The following is a 16,473-nucleotide window of genomic DNA, read 5'->3' as shown; positions in this document are numbered from 1 at the left end:
AATATAGCGCCGCAGCGTCCGCGCTTCAACAACGCCATCCGCCGGCGGGCCTTCAGGCAGGATCCCCATGCAGTTCTTCGATCACCTGTCGCTCGGCGAGGCCGCCGAGATCGCGAACGCACGCGAGATGCGCAACGGCTCGCTCGTCGTCCAGGCCAAGGCCGCCCAGGGGGGCAACGTGCAGCTCTACCAGGGCGCCGAGGTGGGCAAGCCCGAGATGCCGATCGTCCGGATCTACCGAGACGCCGACGAGGTATTCCGGGCCGATTCCCTGCGCACCTTCGGCCACAAGCCGGTCACCCTCGATCACCCGTCCTCCCCCGTCACCCCGGCCACCTGGCGGAGCGTGGCGCGAGGGCACGTCGGCGAGGAGGTGCTGCGCGACGGCGAGTTCGTCCGGATCCCGATGCTCATCGCGGACCAGGGCGCCATCGAGGCCGTCAAGAACGGCAAGCGAGAGCTGTCGGTCGGCTACACCTGCGACCTCGACTTCACCCCCGGCACCACCCCGGATGGGCGGCCCTACGACGCCCGCCAGACCAACATCGTGGTCGATCACGTCGCGATCGTGGATCGCGGGCGGGCCGGCCCCGACTGCCGCATCGGCGATCAGCACCCCGCCGACGTGAAGACCATGCGGGTGCTCTCCGACCAGCAACAGCAGAGGGATGCCATCCCCATGAAGACCCTGACAATCGACGGCCACACCGTCGAGATGAGCGACGCTGCGGTGGTCGCGGTGTCCGGCCTGCAGAAGCAGATCGGCCAGCTGACGACGGACAACGTGTCGCTCACCACGCAGCTGAACGAGGCGAATTCGACCCACGCCCGGGCGATCGAGGCGAAGGATGGCGAGCTCGCCGAGGCGCGCAAGACCATCGAGGCCAAGGACGGCGAGATCGCGGTCCTCAAGAAGCAGGTCGAGGATGCGGCCCTTACGCCCGATAAGCTGGCGGCCGCGGTGGCGGCGCGTGCCAGCGTCATCGACGTGGCCAAGAGCGTGATCGGCGCGACCTTCACGGATGCCGGCAAGACCGACGCCCAGATCCGCCGCGAGGTCGTGTCCGCCCGCCTCGGCGACAGCGCCAAGGATCTCACGGACGGCGCGGTCGAGGGCGCCTTCCTGGCGATCGCCAAGGACCACAAGCCGGCCGATCCCCTCGCCCGCACCATCGCGGACGGCATCAAGCCGGCCGGCGGTCAGAACGTCCTCGCGGACGCTTACGCAGCGAACGTCGACTATCTCACCAACGCCTACAAGGAGCGGCCCGGTCAGGCGGCGCAGTAATCCAAGGCCATTCCTCGGCCATGTCCAGATCATCCCCAAGAGGAGCGCAGTAAATGCCTGCGGTTCAGACCACGTATCCCGGCGAGATGGCCCCGGCCTTCGAGGGCATGATCGCCTCCATGGAGCCGGGCGGGATCATCTCCCGCGTCATCGAGTCGGCCGGTGGGATCGGCTTCGGCAAGCCGGCCTTCCAGGGCGCCGATGCCAACGGCATCGCCGCCACCGGCTCGGTGTTCCGCGGTGTCACGGTCGCCGATCACTTCCCGCTGGCGAACGCCACGGGCGACCTGCACCCGAAGGGCGACACGGTGTCGGTGATGGAGCGCGGCACCGTCTGGGTGAAGGCCTCCGGACCCGTCACGGCCGGCGCCCCCGCCTACCTGACCGCTGCTGGCGCCTTCACGGTCACCGCCACGGACAACACGGCGCTGCGGGCCGTGTTCGACAGCAGCGGCGCGAGCGGCGCGCTCGTCAAGCTGAAGCTCAACCTCCCCTGATCCGACGCGAGCCGGATCTCCCCACCCACAATCGAAGTCAATCGCAAGGAGAGACTGACCATGCGAGGCCAGTTCTTCACTGATGCCGACATGCGCCGTGCTCTGGCCTTCCTGGTCAGCCAGCAGACGTTCATCGAGCCCCAGGTGTATCGGACGCGGTACCCCGAGATCCGCTACCCGCGGCTTGTCCCGGTGGACACCAACGCCCCCGAGTGGATCCCCTCGGTCACCTACTTCTCGCTGGATCAGGTCGGGGCCGCCAAGTGGATCACCGGCCAGGCCAACGACGTGCCGCGGGCCGACGTGCTCCGCAGCCAGTTCGAGACCACGGTCTCGATGGCCGGCATCGGCTACGGCTACGACCTCGAGGAGCTCGGCAAGGCGCAGCTGATGAACATGAGCCTCTCGGCGGACAAGGCCGCGGCCGCGCGGCGTGCCTCCGAGGAGTTCATCGACCGGGTTGCCCTGTTCGGTGACCCGGCCAAGGGCTACAGCGGCCTCGTCAACAGCCCGGCCGTCACCCAGGGTTCGGCGGCTCCCACGGGCGCGGGCGGCAGCACGCGCTGGGCCGATAAGGATCCGGAGCTTGTGCTGGCCGACGTCAACGGGCTGCTGACCGGCATCTTCACCGGCTCCAACACCGTCGAGCTGGCGGACACGGCGCTGCTGCCCTACGAGCAGATGATCGCGCTGAGCCTGCGGCGCATCGACCAGTACAACCAGATGACTCTGCTGGACTGGATCCAGCGGAAGAACGTCTACACCATCGAGACCGGCCAGCCGCTCAACGTGTTCGGCGTGCGCGGCCTGGAGACGGCGGGCGCCGGCGGGACCGCCCGAATGGTCGCGTACCTGCGCGACCCGGAGGTCGTGAAGCTCTGGATGCCCATGCCCTTCCGGTTCTTCCCGGCGTGGCAGACCGGGCCCTTCCGCTTCGACGTGCCCGGCGCCTTCCGCCTGGGCGGCGTCGACATCCGGCGCCCCGGCGCTTTCCGCTACCTCGACGGGATCTGAGCCGCAAGGCGCCCCAGGCCCCTGAGTGCGATCCGAGGACCATCCGAGAGGACCCGCAATGGTAGAGATCACGAACCGGGCCCTGGGCCCGCGCATCGTCTGGGAGAAGGGCGAGCGGGGCAAACCCGTTCAGCGCACCCTCCGGAGAGGCGAGACCGCCGACGTCCAGCTGCATAACCCCGACGATCCGATCCTGAAGGTCTGGGTCGAGAAGGGCGAGATCGTCCTGGGCGAGGTGGTCGAGAGCGACGAGGCCGCCGGCTCGGAGGACGCCGAGCTCGATCAGCTCACTGACGACGAGCTGCGCGCCTACCTCACCGAGCGCGGCGTTCAGGTCGGGAATTGGGGCCGCCGACGCCTCCTGACCGAGGCCGAGCGGGCGAAGGCGGCGCAGGGCTGATCCATGGCCTATACGCCCCCGACCGCCGCGGACTTCAAGCTCCGCTTTCCCGCCTTCGACGCCGTGCCGGATCAGCGGATCGCCGGGTTCTTGGAGGACGCGGCGTCGGTGGCCGACGACGGGTGGGCTGACACGGATCGGCGCAAGGCCGTGATGCTCCAGGCCGCCCATGACATGACGACCCGCGGGATCGGCACGGGCGCCGAGGCGGAACTGGCCGCAGCCGGCGCGCTCGGATTCACCTCGTTCCGCTCCGGCCAGCTGCAGCTCGATCGGTCGGGAACCGCCGCCGCGGCCTCGGCTAACGGTGCCCTCAGCCAGACCGCCTACGGGCGCGAGCTGCTCGACCTGATCCGCTCCCGCTTCCCGGCCGTGCTGGTGGTGTGATGCGAATTTCGGTCGACGAGCGCGATAGCGGCTACCGCACCCTGCTGCAGTGGGGCGGCCCGCCTGCGGCGATCAAGGTGACCCTGAATGGCCAGGAGGTCTTCCGGTGCATCACCGCCGACGAGGAACTCGGCGAGGTGCTTGTCGGGGTCGTGGATGGGAATGGCCATCCTGTCGTCGATGGCAACGAGGTCCGCCGCGAGTGGTGGCGCGGCGTCGTCAAGATCGATATGCCAGAAGTGATGTTCGGCTGATGGGCCTGCTCGACGGTGGCCTCGCGGGCGTGTTCGGCGCGGCCTTCTCCTGGATGTACGTCGACGCCGTCTATGAGGTCGACGGGCCGGCGTCCGGGCCGAGCTACGACCCAACGCCGGGCGCGCCACAGACCTTCCCCTGCAAAGCCCAGCGCGACGAGTGGACCGCCTACGAGCGCCAGGGCGGCCTCGTCGCGGCGAAGGATTGGAAGGTCATGGTGCTCACCAAGACCCTCGACGTCCAGCCTGTAGAGGGCGGCCGGATCACGATTGGCGGGCAGACCCTCACCATCGCCTCGTCCGGCGGCAGCGCGCCAGCCGTTAGCTCCGACCCGGCGGGCGCCGCGTGGGTTCTGAGGTGCCGCCTCTGATGCGCGTTCTGATCGTCCCCGACCCGGGTCGCGATGGCCATCGGGCGGCCGAGGCGGCCGCCGAGGCGATCCGCGCGGTCGTGCCCTGCGAGGTCGCCTTGCTCATCATCTCCCCGTCCGCGAGCCGTCCCGGCCCGGCGGTGTGCCGCGAGATCCTGTTGGCCCAGGACAAGACCGCCCCGAGCCACTGCGCTGTCTGCGGGCTCGGCCCCTGCCGGGAGCGGGCGTGATGGCTCGGACACCGATCCGCATCCCCGATCTCGTCGCCAAATGGGAGCCGGAGGTCCGCAAAGCCTTCGAGGAGAGCATTCGCACGATCCGCAATCCGGCCAGAATGGCGCGGCTGGTGGAACTCGCGGAGGCGAATGACGTGGACGGCATCCTGGCCGAACTCAAGATCAACCCGGCCTCGTTCCGCCCGCTCGATCGCGCCATCTCGGACGCTTACGAGGCAGGCGGCGAGAACGCCGCTGCGGGCGCGAAGGTGCCGGGCCAATCGCGCTTTGTCGTGCAGTTCGACATGCGCAACCCCACCGCGGAGGGATGGCTGCGCTCGTATTCCAGCACGCTCATCCGCGAGATCACCGACGACCAGCGCGTTCTGATCCGTGATGTTCTCGCTGCCGGCACCGCGGCGGGTCGCAACCCGAAGGCGACGGCGCTGGATCTCGTCGGCCGCATCAACCCCGCCACAGGGCGGCGTGAGGGCGGCGCGATTGGTCTGACGGCGAGCCAGGAGGGCTGGTGCCGCCGCTACGCGGAGGAGCTTGCCAGTGGCAATCCGGCGGCGCTGACGCGGAAGCTCAGGGACCGCCGTTTTGACGGCGCAGTCACGAAGGCGATCAAGAGCGGGCAGCCGATTCCAGCCGAGACGATCACCAAGCTGGTCGCCGCCTACCGCAATCGCGCCCTGCGGCACCGCGCCATCACCATCGCCAGGACCGAGACGCTGCGGGCGATGAACGCGGCAGCGTTCGAGTCGGCCCGGCAGATGATTGAGCGGGGCGAGGTGAGCGAGGCGCTGGTGTCGAAGGTGTGGCACTCGGCCAAGGATGAGCGCGTGCGCCATACCCACAGCGTGCTCGACGGACAGCGCGTGCCGTTCCGCTCGATGTTTCGGTCACCTTCTGGCGCCTTCCTCGCCTATCCGTGCGATCCGGCGGCCCCAGCAGAGGAGACCGTGTGCTGCCGGTGCTGGATGTCGACGGCCGTCGACTTCTTTGCGGGGCTCACCTGATGGCGAGCTCCGGACCCACCGCAGGCGTCTTCCTTCGTTCCGGACGAGCGTCGCAGGGGCAGGCCCGGTTTGCTGCCGACGTGGACGCCTGGGTGCAGCAGACCAAGGCGCGCATGGATGCCGTGTTCCGGACGGCGACCCTGCGCCTGATCCAGCTGATGCAGACCCCGGGCAGCTACGTGCCCCTGGATACCGGCGCCCTGCGCGCCTCGCTTGTCGTCGTGGTCAACGGCCCGCCGCCGCAGCCGCGCGAGGAGGAGCCCAAGCACCCCACCACGACATGGGATGAGAGCATGGTGATCAGCACCATCGCCACCGCCCATGCCGGCGACGTGATCACTGCGGCCTACACCACCGCCTACGCGCGACGGCTCGAGTACGGATTCGTTGGCCAGGACAGCCTGGGCCGCAACATCAATCAGGCCGGCCTCGGCTGGACCCGGCGCGCCGCGCAGCAGTGGCCCCGCCTCGTCGAGGAGGCGGCGCGGGACGCGCAGGCGGCGGTGGCGGCGAATCAGGCGGGCCAGAACCGTCCTCGTCGTCGGTGATCAGGCAGCGGATCCGATCTTCGCCATGCTCCATCGCATAGACCAGCGCGAGCTGCATCGTGACGAGGGCGGTGCGGGCGGCTTCCATCAGGGTTCGGCCCCGCACCGTGACCGGCCGGCCATGGCCAAGCGCCTCCAGGGCTGCGTGCAGCCGCTCGTGCACGTCTTCATCGGTGAGCGGGTGGTCGGCGGGATCGGACATCGCCGGGAGCGTAGCACATGGCCGTGACCGGCGTTGAGGCTCGGATCTACGACGCACTGGTCTGGTACGTGTCGCAGCAGACCTTCGACCCGGCACTGAGGGTGGCGATGCCGGGGGTCGCGTTCACGCCAGAGCAGGGCAAGCCCTTCCTCGCGGTCGACTATTTCCCAAATACGTCGCGCCTCGACGGTTTGCCCTTCGACAGTGACGTGACCCACCTTGGGCTGTTTCAGCTCTCGGTCGTGTGGCCGGCGGGCCAGGGCTTCGTGAAGCCGCTTCAGGTCGCCGCCCAGGTCCGCCAAGCGTTCGCGGCTGGCACGCGCCTTTGGCGCAACGACCTCACCGTCTGCATCGACGAGACCCCCGAGGTTGCCGGGCCCATCGACGACGCCCCCTGGGTGCGCTTCCCGGTGACCGTCCGCTGGCGCGTCGGCGTCCCCGCTGCCCCCTGATCCGCCCCCCGAGTTCGGGCTCAGCCCGTCCCTACCGCCTGAGTGCGGTCTCTCACCATGTCCCAGGAGGGCACCATCATGTCCGGGTTCACGCCGTCCAACGGCTCGAAGCTGTTCATCGGGCCGAGCATCGACATCGACACCATCGACGCCGTCGATGATCTCTCCGGACTGGCCTTCACCGAGATCAAGGGCCTGAAGGATCTCGGGTCCTTTGGTGACGAGGCCACGTCGATCACCTCGAACCAACTTGGGAACAGCCGCACTCTCAAGGCCAAGGGCACCAAGGACGCTGGCACGCCGTCGTTCGTGGTCGATCTGAAGGACGGCGATCCGGGTCAGGAGGCGGCGATTGCCGCTGCGGCGACCAACTTCGATTACGCCTTTTATATCGAATACCCGAACAAGAAGACAGCGACCGGGACCAACGGCAAGCGTTACTTCGCCGGGCAGGTCATGTCCTGCCGCGAGAACCCCGGCGCGGCCAACAATGCCATCACCATGAACATCAACGTCGGCATCAACACGCCGATCTACCGCGTGGCGGCGACCTAAGCCGACCGTGAAGGGAAACGGAGGACCGAGGGATTATGCTTGATCTTGCTGACTATGATCTGGATGCCGAGGCCACGCGCGGCGCCGAGATGACCGTGCACGACCCCAAGACCGGCAAGCCGACCGATGCCGTCCTGCGAGTCATCGGGCAGGAGTCGGCGCAGTACCGGGCCAACCTGCGCCGGATCCGCGACATGGTGGCGGCCGCGCCCGAGCGGGAGCCGGCCGACGAGGACACCCAGCTGATGCTGTCGCGGGCCCGCAACGCGGCGGCGGCCATCACCGGCTGGACGAACATCGGCTTCGGCGGCTCACCGATCGAGTTCAGCCTCGAGGCCGCGATCGAGCTCGGCACCAAGCGGCCCTGGTTCGCGGATCAGGTGCTCGGCTTCACCGCGATGCGGGGAAACTTCGGGCGCGGCTGACCGAGCGGCTGTGCGCCGAGGTCCGGCGCATCACCCTCGCGCAGACCGCGAAAGTTCCCCTCGCCAAATCCCTAGAGCGGGTGCCGCCCGGCGGCGCCTACCTCTGGGACGTGTTCTGGGAGCTGGAGGAGACGCGGCAGGCGGGTTGGGGGGCCCTCTCCTTCACCTACCAAGAGATCGACGCCTACTGCCGGACCATGGACGTCCGGTTGCGGCCCTGGGAGGTGCGGATCATCCTGGCGATGGACCGCGCCCGCCGCGCCGCCTTCCCCAAGCCCGACGACCCCGAGAGACCCACCGTCACCCGGCTGGCATCCGCCTCGGACGTGGACGCCTTCGAGCGGGCCTTTGACCGCTTCGGGACGGTGATCGATGCGTGAGCCAGGGAGGGGCGGGAGTGCTCAGGCCGCCCGAAGGGCCCGCTCGACTGCCTCCGGCTCGCGCTCGATCACAAGGAGAAATGCGCGTGTTGCCCCCTCGGGTGTGGCGCGGCCCTGCTCCCAATCCCGCACCGCGCCGATCGAGAAGCCATAACGGTCGGCGAACTGGCCCTGGGTGAGCCCAAGACGCTTACGCAGGCCACGCACGTCGATCGAGGAGGGAACGTGAATGCGGGCCTCGCCGATGTCACCCTGCGCGATCGCAATGGCTTCCTCCAGTCCGGCCTTGATGTCTTCGAACACTCGCTTCGTCATCTGTTTCACTCCACTGCCCGCAATGGCCGCACCTTCGCGCGGTATGTCTCAACCAGGATCTTCGTCAGCTTTGCCAGATCGTTCCGCTCGGCCTTGCTGAGGTTCGCCTTCTCGCCTTTGGAGTAGATGGTGATCAGGAAGACCGGCAGGTCCGGCCCGGTGAAGAAGGTGATGACGCGATGGCTTCCGCTCTTGCCCCGTCCCTCTGCGCCGAAGCGCACCTTCCGCACCCCACCGGTCCCGGCGATGACATCGCCTGCGTCCGGGTGCCGAGCGATCATCGTGACGAGCGCAGCGCGATCGGCCTCCGTCATGCCGCTCGCATCGGCGCGGCGCAGGAAATGAGCGGTTTCGATGACGGTCTGCATGATAAGAAACTACGGGCTGGCCGTAGTTGTGTCAAGCGAAAAGTGCGGTCTGGCCGTACTTAGTGAGTGGCTTGCAGCCCATCTGTGCCAAGGGCGAGGCGGTGTGATCCGCCTCGCTCCCAAGTTCAAGCCAGAATGCTATTTGGCGGGCGGGCTTATAATCGACATGGCGTCGCCTTTTTCTGAATTGATACAAACCGTTCTTACATCGTTGTAAATTGTTCGCCTCCCCGCCGTTATATTGCGAAAATCATAATCTTTATACATAGCCTTGTACGCCTTCTCGGCGGCGTAACATGCGTCAATTGTATCGAACTGAGCGGATCCGCTCGTCAGATCGCCATTTGCTCCTATCGCTATCCAGAGAAGCACCCACTTCATGACTGACCTCGCTACTCTCGGCCTCGCGATCGACGCGCGCCCTGCCGTAGAGGCAGCAACCGCGCTCGGCAACCTCCAGCAGGCCGCTGGCGGTGCCGAGTCCGCCGCGCAGGCGCTCCAAGCGAGCGCGGCGCGGGCCGGGGCTGCGCTCACGCAGACGACGACCGGGGCACGGGCGGCCGCGACCGCGCACCGGGATTTGGCCGCCCAGATCAGCGCGGCGGGGAGTAATCTCGGGAACTATGTGACCCGCCAGGGCGAGACCACCCGGGCGGTCAATGACACCACCGCGGCGCTCGCGCGTCAGGCGGCCGGCTGGAAGGCGCTCGGTGAGGCGGGCCGGCAGGCGCATCTCAACGCTCAGGCCGCTGCGCGGCTGGGCAGCCTGTCGAGCACCGGCGCCGCACCGTCCACCTCCCAGGCCGGGCGGGCGCCGCGCGTGGACGAGATCCGCAACCTGACCTTCCAGGCCGGCGACATCCTCTCCTCGGCGGCCTCGGGCGCGAGCCCGGCGATGATCCTGATGCAGCAGGGCCCGCAGATCGCCCAGGTCTTCGGCCCTGGCGGCGCCAGCATCACCGGCATGTTCAAGGCCGCGGGGGATGCCGCCACGAGCCTCGCCGCGCGGATCGGCATCGTAGGCGGCGCGCTCGGCGGGCTCACGGCCGCCGCGGTCACGGCGATCGTGGCCCAGCAGTCCTATTCGAGTTCGCAGCGAGAGCTAGCGCAGAGCCTCGCCGGCGTCGGCCGCGCGTCGGGCACCACGGTTGCCGAGGTCAACGCAATGGCAAGCGCCAACGCTGCCGCGGCGGGCCTCTCCACGCGCCAGTACCGCGAGCTCGCCGGGGTCTATGCCTCGACCGGCCGGATCGGTCGGGAGATGTTCGACGGGCTCGCCCGGACGGCCAAGGACTTCGCCGCGACCACCGGCCAGGACCTCGCTGACGTGGCGCAGATGCAGGCCCAGGCGTTCGCGGATCCGTCCCGTGGCGCCGACATGCTGAACGAGAAGCTCGGCTTCCTGAACGACCGGACCCGGGAGACGATCCAGCGGCTGCAAGCCCAGGGCGACCGCCTGGGCGCCCAGCGCGTGCTGCTCGATGCCTACTCGTCCAGCCTCCAGAAGGCATCGGATCTGACCAGCGGATGGGCCAGGATCACCACCACCGCTGGCAACGCGATCTCGAGCTTCTGGGACACGATCGGCCAGAAGGTCGATCGGGTGCTGACCGGCGGCAACCTCGATCAGCAGCTAGCCGACGCCCAGCGGTGGGCCCAGGACGCGCGGACGCAGAGAGAGAGCTGGCTTGGCTCGCTGTCCCCTGGGCGGACCGCTGACGAACTGGAGGCGGCCGAGGCGAACCTACGGCGGATCCAGGCCCTCGTCGACCAGCGCAACAAGGCCAACGAGCGGGCCTCCGCGAACCGGAACAGCCTCGTGATCGGGGATCTGGTGCGGTCCTTCGATCCCAGCCGCCAGGAGCTGAAGAAAACCGAGGACGCCGCCGAGCAGTTGCGAAAGGCGATCAGCGTCCCGGTGCGGTGGGGTCTCGATCTAGCCCAGCTGGCCGCGGCGGAGCAGCTGTTCCAGCGGCTTAGCCGCCTCGCAAGGACGACGGCCGACGACATCGCGCGGTTCGGCGATGTGTCCGTTGCGGCATCTGTGCGGGCGGCCGAGTTCAACAACCGCACCGTCGGATTCTCCCCGGTCGCCAAGGAAGTGGCCCGAGGCCAGCAGAGATATCTCGACGAGCTCCAGGCCCGGGGCATCGACCCGAACGGCCTGTCCTCGGCCCAGATCCGGGCAGACTACGAGGGCCGCATCGCGAATGCGGACTCGAGGGACCTTGCCAGCCTGACGAAGTCCCGCGATGAGGCGCTCCAGAACGCCCTAACCCGCGAGGGACTCGCGCGGGAGCTGCAGCTCGACACGGACCGGATCAAGAAGGAAACTTACAACAACAGCAGCGGCCGCTACGCGATCAGCATCAATCAGGTGCCAGATCGATACCGTGATATGGTCTACCATGCCGCCAATCGGTACGGCCTGAACGCGGACTTCTTCGCCTCGTTGATCAAGCAGGAGAGCGGATTCAACCCGAACGCGCTGTCTAAAGCCGGCGCGCAGGGCATGGGCCAGCTGATGCCTGACACGGCGCGCGGGTTGGGGGTCCGCAACGTCTGGGATCCGGACGAAAACCTCGACGCCTCGGCGCGTCTGCTCTCGCAGCTGATGCGGCAGTACAATCAGCGCGAAGACCTCACCATGATCGGGTACAATGCCGGCCCCAGGCGGGTTCAGCGGTTCCTGGCCAGCGGCGAGGACATCAGCACCCTCCCGAAGGAAACCCAGAAATACATCCCGGCGATTACGACCCGCCCCCCCGGCCTGGACGAGCAGCTCAAGGCCGAGCGTGAGCGCACGGCGGCCTTGGAGTTGCAGAACCGCGCCGTCCAGAACTCGACGGAGCTTTATGGCCGCGACGCGGTCGCTCTGGAGGCGCGCAACGCCGCGGACGAGCGCCTTCAGCGCGATATGCTCGCCGGCATCCCCATCACCGACGAGTACCGGAAATCGGTCTACGCCAGCGCGCTGGCGACGGCCCAGGCGAGCCGCGCGCTCGCCTCGACCCGCCTTGGCGCCGACCTCCGGTTCGAACGCGAGCAGCTGGGGCGCACCGACAGCGAGCAGGCGGCCTACAGCCGGGCCCGCAGCGCATTCGGCGACGTGTCGAGCCCGGCCGCGCAGGCAGCCATTCAGCAAGCGCAGCTGAACGACAATCTGAAGCAGACGAAGGATCTCGCGAAGGAGGCCTTCTCCGGCTTCGCCTCCGACATGATGCGCGGCGCGACGGCCGCCGAGGCCCTCAACAACGCCCTCCAGCGCATCATCGACAAGCTGCTGAACAAGAGCATCGACGCCCTGGTCAGCGGCTTGTTCGACGGCATCGGCGGCGGCTCGCGCGGCCTGCCGACGATGGCGCAGGGCGGCTACGGTCCCGATATGCCATCGGCAGCGTCCGCTGCCAGCTTCTTCAGCACCATCTCCAAGTTCTTCGGCTTTGCCGACGGCGGATACACCGGCGCGGGCGGCCGCTTCGAGCCCGCCGGCATCGTCCACCGCGGCGAGTATGTGTTCGATGCCGCGTCGGTCTCGCGGGTCGGCGTGGGCTATCTGGAGGCGCTGCGGGGCCGCCTGCGCGGCTACGCGGACGGCGGCTATGTCGGCCCAGCGGATTATCCGGCGATGCCCGCCGGCGCGCCCGCGCCCGCGAACAATAACCAGCCTGCGGCTGGCCCGACCTTCATCGCCCAGATCACCTCGCAGTCGACCGGCGACGAGCAGGCCGACCAGCGCGCGGCCGAGGCGAACGCCAAGGCCATGCGGGCGGAGTTCGAGCGGATGTGGATGGCGACCGCCCAGCAGCAGATGCGGCCGGGCGGTATGTTGCACGCCGCGGGCGCCCGCCGCACTGCCTAATCGGTTCGCGTGATCGCAACCTCGAAGGAGCCGAGCGGCTGCCCGTCGTGAGTTAGTTGAACAAAAGACATTGCGTCCCCTGATTGTGCGCGAAGGCAACCAGTTCGAAGAGCGCCTTCTAGACCTCCGGTGGCCAGCGTGTGACCGGCGTTGGTCTCGGGACTTCCGGCTTCTTTTCCTCAGACACTGGGCTCTCCATCAGGTTGGGTGGCCCCGCCGATGGTGAAAGGGCCGGGTGAGCGACGCAAGCTCCCCGGCCTAATCTTGCATCCACTCACACAGGACCACCTCATGAATCGTCGCTCGCTGCTGGCGATGCTCGGGCTCGCGCCCGTGGCCGCCCCCGTCGCCCTGGCCACCGCCAAGCAGGCCGTCCACGAGACCGTGCTGCACAGCTCCATCCAGAACCTGACGGTCACCGGGTGGGCGCCCGGTCACTCTGACACCGTCATCGACGGCCCCCGGATCGGCTGCGGCTCGATCACCGCCGACAGAATTCGCGCCGAGCACATCGGCGCCGCCGAGATCCCGGCCGGCTCGATCAGCATCAGCAAGCTGCGCGTCGAGACGCCCATCGATCCCTTCTGCACCGGTCAGGACCGCCTGATCGGTGCCCTCAGCTTCGGCGCCTGACGGCCCCGTCCCGTCGCGGCCCCGGGAATGGGCCGGCAGCACACCCTAGGAGCAGCCCGTGAAGAAGCCCCCGATCGACCGCAAGGCCGAAGACGCACAGATCCCTCCGCCCGCGCCCCCGTCAGCGCCCCAGGCGACCGCGCAGGCCTCCGGCGACGTGCCGATGCCCACGGTCGAGAACAACCCGCCCTGCGTCTTCAAGCCGGGCGCCGGCATCAACACGGGCGACGTGATCGAGATCGCCCTGATGTTCTGGATCCAGCTCACCAACAGCCCGGTCCAGGTCGAGAAGGGCGCCCTGCGCAGCGTCACCCTCGCGCCCGAGCGCGTCGAGCAGCTGAGCGACAGTGCCCGCCGCTTCATGACCCCGCTGGGGCAGCACTGAGAGCCTGACAGGCCAGGAGCAGATCGATGGCAGATCAGACCTTGACGCTCGACCTCAATGCAAACGCGATCGCCCGCGGTACGCCCGTGGCGGTGTTCCAGCGCGGCTTCGACGCCTTCACGATGCGCGGCCCCGTCCAGATCCAGGGCAAGGACGGCACCTCCGCCCAGGGCGTGATCGTCTCCACCGAGGTCGGCCGCTTCTTCAACCTCTGCCAGCGCTTCGTCGGGCAGAACGTGTTCGCCGCCCCGACGGCCGCCGCGACGCCCGGCTACTACGCCGCCGACGCGGCGCTGTTCGATGCGCTGGAGAGGCAGTACGGCGCCGAGGCGCTGCACCCGATGGAGCCCTACACGGTGCTCCTCGTGAGCGTCCCGCCGCAGACGGTGACGGCGCCGATGACGTACCCCAGCCCGACGCCGGCCGCGTAAGGGGCCGCCGGTGGCCTACCCGCCTTTCCCGACGCTCGGGATCCAACCCTACGGGCCGGTCACCACCGGCTCGTCCAAGCCGGCGAAGGTCGCGGTGCTCACCGCGACCTTCGGGGATCGATACTCGCAGCGGACCGGTGACGGCATCAATCCGCTGACGCGCGACTTCAACTATCGGTCCATCCCGCTCCGGTCCGACAAGATCAGGCAGCTTGAAGACTTCTTGATCAGCCGGAAGGGTTACCTGCCCTTTATGTTCCTCGTCCCCTACGAGGACGCCGCGCGGCAGTTCATCTGCGACACTTGGACCACGGACTACGCGAACCCGCTGCACAGCACGCTGACGGCGACGTTCAAGGAGAACTTCGATCCATGACTTCTCCGAATACCGCACTCATCCGCGCGGGCCAGAGCCTCACGCCGGGCGATCTCGTTGCGCTGTTCATCATCGACCTGTCGCCGATCCGGGTGAACCAGCAGTTCGCGTTCACCTCCGAGGCGGACCGGGCGCGCGGCCCGCTGACGTTCCGGGGCGTGACCTACACCCCGCTCGACGTGAAGGCCGAAGGCTTCGAGATGACCGGCCACGGGCAGATGCCCCAGCCCAAGATCAGCGTCTCGAACGCCACCCGGCTGATGTCATCGGCGACGCTGCTCTACCAGGACCTGATCGGCGCCCGGCTGATCCGGACGCGCACCTACGCGCAGTTCCTGGACGACGGTGTGACGCCCGATCCCGAGGCGGCCTACGCGCAGGACATCTACCGCTTCGAGCAGAAGGTCGAGCACTCGAAGCACCAGATCGTCTGGAATCTCGCGGCCGACATGGACCAGGAGGGCCGCGATCTGCCCGCCCGGCTGATCGTCCGCGACATTTGCCTGTGGCGGTACCGGCGCTGGGACGCTGAGAAGGGGGCCTGGGACTATTCCCACGTGACGTGCCCCTACACGGGCGCCCAGGCCTACGACCGGTTCGGCAATCCCACCACACCCGACAAGGACGAGCCCAGCCGGCACGTCACCACCTGCTGCAAGGTCCGCTTCGGCGCCGACGCGCCACTGCCCTTCGGAGGCTTTCCCGGTGTCGCTCGCGTTCGCGTTTGACGACGGCCTCAACACCCGCTGGAGCGCCGCGGTGGACGCGCACAAGCGCCACGCCCATGCGGAATGGCCGCGCGAGGCCGGCGGCCTGATCCGCGAGGACGGCTCCTACGCCCCGCTGCGCAACATCGCCGGCGACCCGCTGACGGAGTTCGAGACCGACCCGGCCGAGGTGGAGGCGGTGAGCGGGCACCGCTACCTCGCGGTCCTGCACTCGCACTGCTCGGTCGAGGATCCGGCGACCGGCAAGGTCACCCCGCCGCCGGACTGCCCGTCGGGCGCCGACATGGAGAGCCAGATGGCCATGGCGGTGCCCTGGGGCATCTCGCTGTGCCTCTCGACCGGCTGCGCCGACCCGTTCTGGTTCGGCGATCAAGTGCCTCGCCCGCCACTGCTCGGCCGCCCGTTCCGGCACGGGGTCAACGACTGCTATTCGCTCGGCCGCGACTGGCACCGCGAGGTGGCCGGCATCGAGATCCCCGACTTCGTGCGCGACCCGGACTGGTGGCAACCGCGGGAAGGGCAGCCCCAACTCGATCTCTATCGCGACGGCTTCGAGCGGGCGGGCTTCCGGCGTGTCGAGCGCGGCCCCGAGGGCCCGCTGCCCGGCGACTGCTTCCTGTGCCGGGTCCGCTCCCCCGTGCTGAACCACGGCGGCATCTACATCGGGGGCGGCCTCATCCTGCACCACCTCGCGCACCAGCTCTCCGGCCGCGATCCGGCAGCGGTCTGGCGGAGCAAGCTCGACTTCCTGGTGCGCCACACGGATCTGCCCGACGACTGGAGGCCTCCGGCATGATGCGGACCGTCCGCCTCTACGGCTCGCTGGCGGAACGCTTCGGCGCTTCCTTCCGGCTTGATGTGCGCTCGCTGGCGGAGGCCTGCCGCGCGCTCGGTGCGCAGCTCCCGGGCTTCCGCCAGGCGATCGAGGACGGCCGGTTCCGGGTCGTGTGCGGCAAGAGCCGCCGCTCGAAGAGGGCGCTCCACCTCGACAAGGATCTGATCACCTTCGGGCTGCCGGAAGGCGACCTGCACATCGTGCCGGTGATCCGCGCCCGCAAATCCGGCATGTCGGTCGGCAAGATCATCGTCGGCACGCTGATCGCCGTGGCCTCCTTCTGGATCCCCGGGGGACAGTTTCTGCTCGGCCTCGGCATCTCCCTCGCGCTCCAGGGCGTGTCCTCTCTGCTGTCGCCCAAAAAGAAAACCGAGAAACAGAAGAAGTCCTACATGTTCCAGGGCGCCGATAACGTCTCGGAGCAAGGCATTCCCGTTCCTCTCATCTACGGGCGCGCCATGGTGAACCCGATCACGATCTCTGCTGGCGTGACCACGGCCAACAGCAACGGCCTGCCGACCGCGTAAGGA

The 16,473-nt window shown here is 68.4% G+C and carries 26 protein-coding genes; 23 read left to right on the top strand and 3 right to left on the bottom strand.

Translation table 11 applies throughout. The annotated features are described in order from the left end of the window. Nucleotides 1-67: 67 nt before the first annotated feature. The 15 genes from MNOD_RS16765 to MNOD_RS16695 all read left to right on the top strand — a co-directional run bounded on the left by MNOD_RS16765 (nucleotide 68) and on the right by MNOD_RS16695 (nucleotide 8,010). Nucleotides 68-1,288 carry a DUF2213 domain-containing protein gene (locus MNOD_RS16765; protein WP_015930122.1) on the top strand — a complete coding sequence of 407 codons (1,221 nt, stop codon included), beginning with the start codon at nucleotides 68-70 and terminating at the stop codon, nucleotides 1,286-1,288. A 53-nt stretch (nucleotides 1,289-1,341) separates the two neighbouring features. Further along, nucleotides 1,342-1,785, top strand: coding sequence for a structural cement protein Gp24 (locus tag MNOD_RS16760; protein ID WP_015930121.1), 444 nt, complete (start codon nucleotides 1,342-1,344; stop codon nucleotides 1,783-1,785). Between the two features lie 60 nt (nucleotides 1,786-1,845). Next, nucleotides 1,846-2,799, top strand: coding sequence for a DUF2184 domain-containing protein (locus MNOD_RS16755; protein ID WP_015930120.1), 954 nt, complete (start codon nucleotides 1,846-1,848; stop codon nucleotides 2,797-2,799). A 58-nt stretch (nucleotides 2,800-2,857) separates the two neighbouring features. Next, nucleotides 2,858-3,199: a hypothetical protein gene (locus tag MNOD_RS16750; RefSeq protein ID WP_015930119.1), complete on the top strand. Its 342-nt coding sequence runs from the start codon at nucleotides 2,858-2,860 to the stop codon at nucleotides 3,197-3,199. Nucleotides 3,200-3,202: 3 nt separating this feature from the next. Then, nucleotides 3,203-3,586 carry a DUF4054 domain-containing protein gene (locus MNOD_RS16745; protein WP_015930118.1) on the top strand — a complete coding sequence of 128 codons (384 nt, stop codon included), beginning with the start codon at nucleotides 3,203-3,205 and terminating at the stop codon, nucleotides 3,584-3,586. Beyond that, the gene (locus MNOD_RS16740; RefSeq protein ID WP_015930117.1) at nucleotides 3,586-3,840 is read left to right on the top strand and encodes a hypothetical protein; all 255 of its coding nucleotides are present in this window, start codon (nucleotides 3,586-3,588) and stop codon (nucleotides 3,838-3,840) included. The genes MNOD_RS16745 and MNOD_RS16740 overlap by 1 nt, the downstream gene beginning before the upstream one ends. Then, complete coding sequence (locus MNOD_RS16735; RefSeq protein ID WP_015930116.1) at nucleotides 3,840-4,211, top strand: hypothetical protein; 372 nt, start codon at nucleotides 3,840-3,842, stop codon at nucleotides 4,209-4,211. Before MNOD_RS16740 ends, MNOD_RS16735 begins: the two co-directional genes overlap by 1 nt. Continuing rightward, nucleotides 4,211-4,441 carry a hypothetical protein gene (locus tag MNOD_RS16730; protein ID WP_015930115.1) on the top strand — a complete coding sequence of 77 codons (231 nt, stop codon included), beginning with the start codon at nucleotides 4,211-4,213 and terminating at the stop codon, nucleotides 4,439-4,441. Before MNOD_RS16735 ends, MNOD_RS16730 begins: the two co-directional genes overlap by 1 nt. Then, complete coding sequence (locus MNOD_RS16725; RefSeq protein ID WP_015930114.1) at nucleotides 4,441-5,448, top strand: phage minor head protein; 1,008 nt, start codon at nucleotides 4,441-4,443, stop codon at nucleotides 5,446-5,448. The genes MNOD_RS16730 and MNOD_RS16725 overlap by 1 nt, the downstream gene beginning before the upstream one ends. A 92-nt stretch (nucleotides 5,449-5,540) precedes the next feature. Then, entirely contained in the window at nucleotides 5,541-5,996 is a 456-nt protein-coding gene (locus tag MNOD_RS16720) for a hypothetical protein (RefSeq protein WP_244424753.1), read from the top strand. 25 nt (nucleotides 5,997-6,021) lie between these two features. Beyond that, entirely contained in the window at nucleotides 6,022-6,225 is a 204-nt protein-coding gene (locus MNOD_RS16715; protein WP_015930112.1) for a hypothetical protein, read from the top strand. Next, entirely contained in the window at nucleotides 6,216-6,650 is a 435-nt protein-coding gene (locus MNOD_RS16710) for a DUF4128 domain-containing protein (RefSeq protein ID WP_015930111.1), read from the top strand. The genes MNOD_RS16715 and MNOD_RS16710 overlap by 10 nt, the downstream gene beginning before the upstream one ends. A 78-nt stretch (nucleotides 6,651-6,728) precedes the next feature. After that, nucleotides 6,729-7,205: a hypothetical protein gene (locus tag MNOD_RS16705; protein WP_015930110.1), complete on the top strand. Its 477-nt coding sequence runs from the start codon at nucleotides 6,729-6,731 to the stop codon at nucleotides 7,203-7,205. Nucleotides 7,206-7,240: 35 nt separating this feature from the next. Further along, nucleotides 7,241-7,630, top strand: a complete 390-nt coding sequence (locus MNOD_RS16700) for a hypothetical protein (protein WP_015930109.1) — start codon at nucleotides 7,241-7,243, stop codon at nucleotides 7,628-7,630. Between the two features lie 80 nt (nucleotides 7,631-7,710). Continuing rightward, nucleotides 7,711-8,010 (top strand): phage tail assembly chaperone, encoded by a 300-nt coding sequence (locus MNOD_RS16695; protein WP_015930108.1) that lies wholly within the window; start codon nucleotides 7,711-7,713, stop codon nucleotides 8,008-8,010. Between the two features lie 21 nt (nucleotides 8,011-8,031). On the opposite strand, the gene MNOD_RS16690 is transcribed toward MNOD_RS16695, so the two are convergent. The 3 genes from MNOD_RS16690 to MNOD_RS46725 all read right to left on the bottom strand — a co-directional run bounded on the left by MNOD_RS16690 (nucleotide 8,032) and on the right by MNOD_RS46725 (nucleotide 9,074). Then, nucleotides 8,032-8,325, bottom strand: a complete 294-nt coding sequence (locus tag MNOD_RS16690; RefSeq protein ID WP_015930107.1) for a helix-turn-helix domain-containing protein — start codon at nucleotides 8,323-8,325, stop codon at nucleotides 8,032-8,034. A gap of 5 nt (nucleotides 8,326-8,330) precedes the next feature. Beyond that, the gene (locus tag MNOD_RS16685; protein ID WP_015930106.1) at nucleotides 8,331-8,693 is read right to left on the bottom strand and encodes a type II toxin-antitoxin system RelE/ParE family toxin; all 363 of its coding nucleotides are present in this window, start codon (nucleotides 8,691-8,693) and stop codon (nucleotides 8,331-8,333) included. 138 nt (nucleotides 8,694-8,831) lie between these two features. Beyond that, entirely contained in the window at nucleotides 8,832-9,074 is a 243-nt protein-coding gene (locus tag MNOD_RS46725; protein WP_157091485.1) for a hypothetical protein, read from the bottom strand. A 199-nt stretch (nucleotides 9,075-9,273) separates the two neighbouring features. On the opposite strand from MNOD_RS46725, the gene MNOD_RS16680 reads away from it, so the two are divergent. From MNOD_RS16680 to MNOD_RS16645, 8 genes are all read left to right on the top strand, one after another. Further along, on the top strand, nucleotides 9,274-12,555 hold the full coding sequence (locus tag MNOD_RS16680) for a phage tail length tape measure family protein (RefSeq protein ID WP_198157611.1): 3,282 nt from the start codon (nucleotides 9,274-9,276) through the stop codon (nucleotides 12,553-12,555). Nucleotides 12,556-12,846: 291 nt separating this feature from the next. Continuing rightward, nucleotides 12,847-13,188 (top strand): hypothetical protein, encoded by a 342-nt coding sequence (locus MNOD_RS16675; RefSeq protein ID WP_015930104.1) that lies wholly within the window; start codon nucleotides 12,847-12,849, stop codon nucleotides 13,186-13,188. 58 nt (nucleotides 13,189-13,246) lie between these two features. Next, the gene (locus tag MNOD_RS16670) at nucleotides 13,247-13,573 is read left to right on the top strand and encodes a hypothetical protein (RefSeq protein WP_015930103.1); all 327 of its coding nucleotides are present in this window, start codon (nucleotides 13,247-13,249) and stop codon (nucleotides 13,571-13,573) included. 26 nt (nucleotides 13,574-13,599) lie between these two features. Beyond that, nucleotides 13,600-14,004 carry a hypothetical protein gene (locus MNOD_RS16665; protein ID WP_015930102.1) on the top strand — a complete coding sequence of 135 codons (405 nt, stop codon included), beginning with the start codon at nucleotides 13,600-13,602 and terminating at the stop codon, nucleotides 14,002-14,004. Nucleotides 14,005-14,014: 10 nt separating this feature from the next. Beyond that, nucleotides 14,015-14,380, top strand: a complete 366-nt coding sequence (locus MNOD_RS16660) for a phage tail protein (RefSeq protein WP_015930101.1) — start codon at nucleotides 14,015-14,017, stop codon at nucleotides 14,378-14,380. Continuing rightward, nucleotides 14,377-15,108: a phage minor tail protein L gene (locus tag MNOD_RS16655; protein WP_015930100.1), complete on the top strand. Its 732-nt coding sequence runs from the start codon at nucleotides 14,377-14,379 to the stop codon at nucleotides 15,106-15,108. The genes MNOD_RS16660 and MNOD_RS16655 overlap by 4 nt, the downstream gene beginning before the upstream one ends. Next, nucleotides 15,086-15,904: an NlpC/P60 family protein gene (locus MNOD_RS16650; protein ID WP_015930099.1), complete on the top strand. Its 819-nt coding sequence runs from the start codon at nucleotides 15,086-15,088 to the stop codon at nucleotides 15,902-15,904. Before MNOD_RS16655 ends, MNOD_RS16650 begins: the two co-directional genes overlap by 23 nt. Beyond that, nucleotides 15,901-16,470, top strand: a complete 570-nt coding sequence (locus MNOD_RS16645) for a tail assembly protein (RefSeq protein ID WP_015930098.1) — start codon at nucleotides 15,901-15,903, stop codon at nucleotides 16,468-16,470. Before MNOD_RS16650 ends, MNOD_RS16645 begins: the two co-directional genes overlap by 4 nt. The last annotated feature ends 3 nt before the right edge of the window (nucleotides 16,471-16,473 follow it).

The organism is Methylobacterium nodulans ORS 2060, from assembly GCF_000022085.1.
Classification (GTDB): Bacteria; Pseudomonadota; Alphaproteobacteria; order Rhizobiales; family Beijerinckiaceae; genus Methylobacterium; species Methylobacterium nodulans.
This window is presented reverse-complemented; position numbering and strand designations above follow the sequence as displayed.

What these genes read in the sequence shown, in the direction of transcription:
- MNOD_RS16690 (WP_015930107.1), bottom strand. Translation starts at nt 8,325, where the DNA reads ATGACGAAGCGAGTGTTCGAAGACATCAAGGCCGGACTGGAGGAAGCC.
- MNOD_RS16745 (WP_015930118.1), top strand. Translation starts at nt 3,203, where the DNA reads ATGGCCTATACGCCCCCGACCGCCGCGGACTTCAAGCTCCGCTTTCCC.
- MNOD_RS16760 (WP_015930121.1), top strand. Translation starts at nt 1,342, where the DNA reads ATGCCTGCGGTTCAGACCACGTATCCCGGCGAGATGGCCCCGGCCTTC.
- MNOD_RS46725 (WP_157091485.1), bottom strand. Translation starts at nt 9,074, where the DNA reads ATGAAGTGGGTGCTTCTCTGGATAGCGATAGGAGCAAATGGCGATCTG.
- MNOD_RS16755 (WP_015930120.1), top strand. Translation starts at nt 1,846, where the DNA reads ATGCGAGGCCAGTTCTTCACTGATGCCGACATGCGCCGTGCTCTGGCC.
- MNOD_RS16765 (WP_015930122.1), top strand. Translation starts at nt 68, where the DNA reads ATGCAGTTCTTCGATCACCTGTCGCTCGGCGAGGCCGCCGAGATCGCG.
- MNOD_RS16655 (WP_015930100.1), top strand. Translation starts at nt 14,377, where the DNA reads ATGACTTCTCCGAATACCGCACTCATCCGCGCGGGCCAGAGCCTCACG.
- MNOD_RS16725 (WP_015930114.1), top strand. Translation starts at nt 4,441, where the DNA reads ATGGCTCGGACACCGATCCGCATCCCCGATCTCGTCGCCAAATGGGAG.
- MNOD_RS16750 (WP_015930119.1), top strand. Translation starts at nt 2,858, where the DNA reads ATGGTAGAGATCACGAACCGGGCCCTGGGCCCGCGCATCGTCTGGGAG.
- MNOD_RS16700 (WP_015930109.1), top strand. Translation starts at nt 7,241, where the DNA reads ATGCTTGATCTTGCTGACTATGATCTGGATGCCGAGGCCACGCGCGGC.
- MNOD_RS16665 (WP_015930102.1), top strand. Translation starts at nt 13,600, where the DNA reads ATGGCAGATCAGACCTTGACGCTCGACCTCAATGCAAACGCGATCGCC.
- MNOD_RS16735 (WP_015930116.1), top strand. Translation starts at nt 3,840, where the DNA reads ATGGGCCTGCTCGACGGTGGCCTCGCGGGCGTGTTCGGCGCGGCCTTC.
- MNOD_RS16740 (WP_015930117.1), top strand. Translation starts at nt 3,586, where the DNA reads ATGCGAATTTCGGTCGACGAGCGCGATAGCGGCTACCGCACCCTGCTG.
- MNOD_RS16675 (WP_015930104.1), top strand. Translation starts at nt 12,847, where the DNA reads ATGAATCGTCGCTCGCTGCTGGCGATGCTCGGGCTCGCGCCCGTGGCC.
- MNOD_RS16705 (WP_015930110.1), top strand. Translation starts at nt 6,729, where the DNA reads ATGTCCGGGTTCACGCCGTCCAACGGCTCGAAGCTGTTCATCGGGCCG.
- MNOD_RS16715 (WP_015930112.1), top strand. Translation starts at nt 6,022, where the DNA reads ATGCTCCATCGCATAGACCAGCGCGAGCTGCATCGTGACGAGGGCGGT.
- MNOD_RS16685 (WP_015930106.1), bottom strand. Translation starts at nt 8,693, where the DNA reads ATGCAGACCGTCATCGAAACCGCTCATTTCCTGCGCCGCGCCGATGCG.
- MNOD_RS16645 (WP_015930098.1), top strand. Translation starts at nt 15,901, where the DNA reads ATGATGCGGACCGTCCGCCTCTACGGCTCGCTGGCGGAACGCTTCGGC.
- MNOD_RS16710 (WP_015930111.1), top strand. Translation starts at nt 6,216, where the DNA reads ATGGCCGTGACCGGCGTTGAGGCTCGGATCTACGACGCACTGGTCTGG.
- MNOD_RS16730 (WP_015930115.1), top strand. Translation starts at nt 4,211, where the DNA reads ATGCGCGTTCTGATCGTCCCCGACCCGGGTCGCGATGGCCATCGGGCG.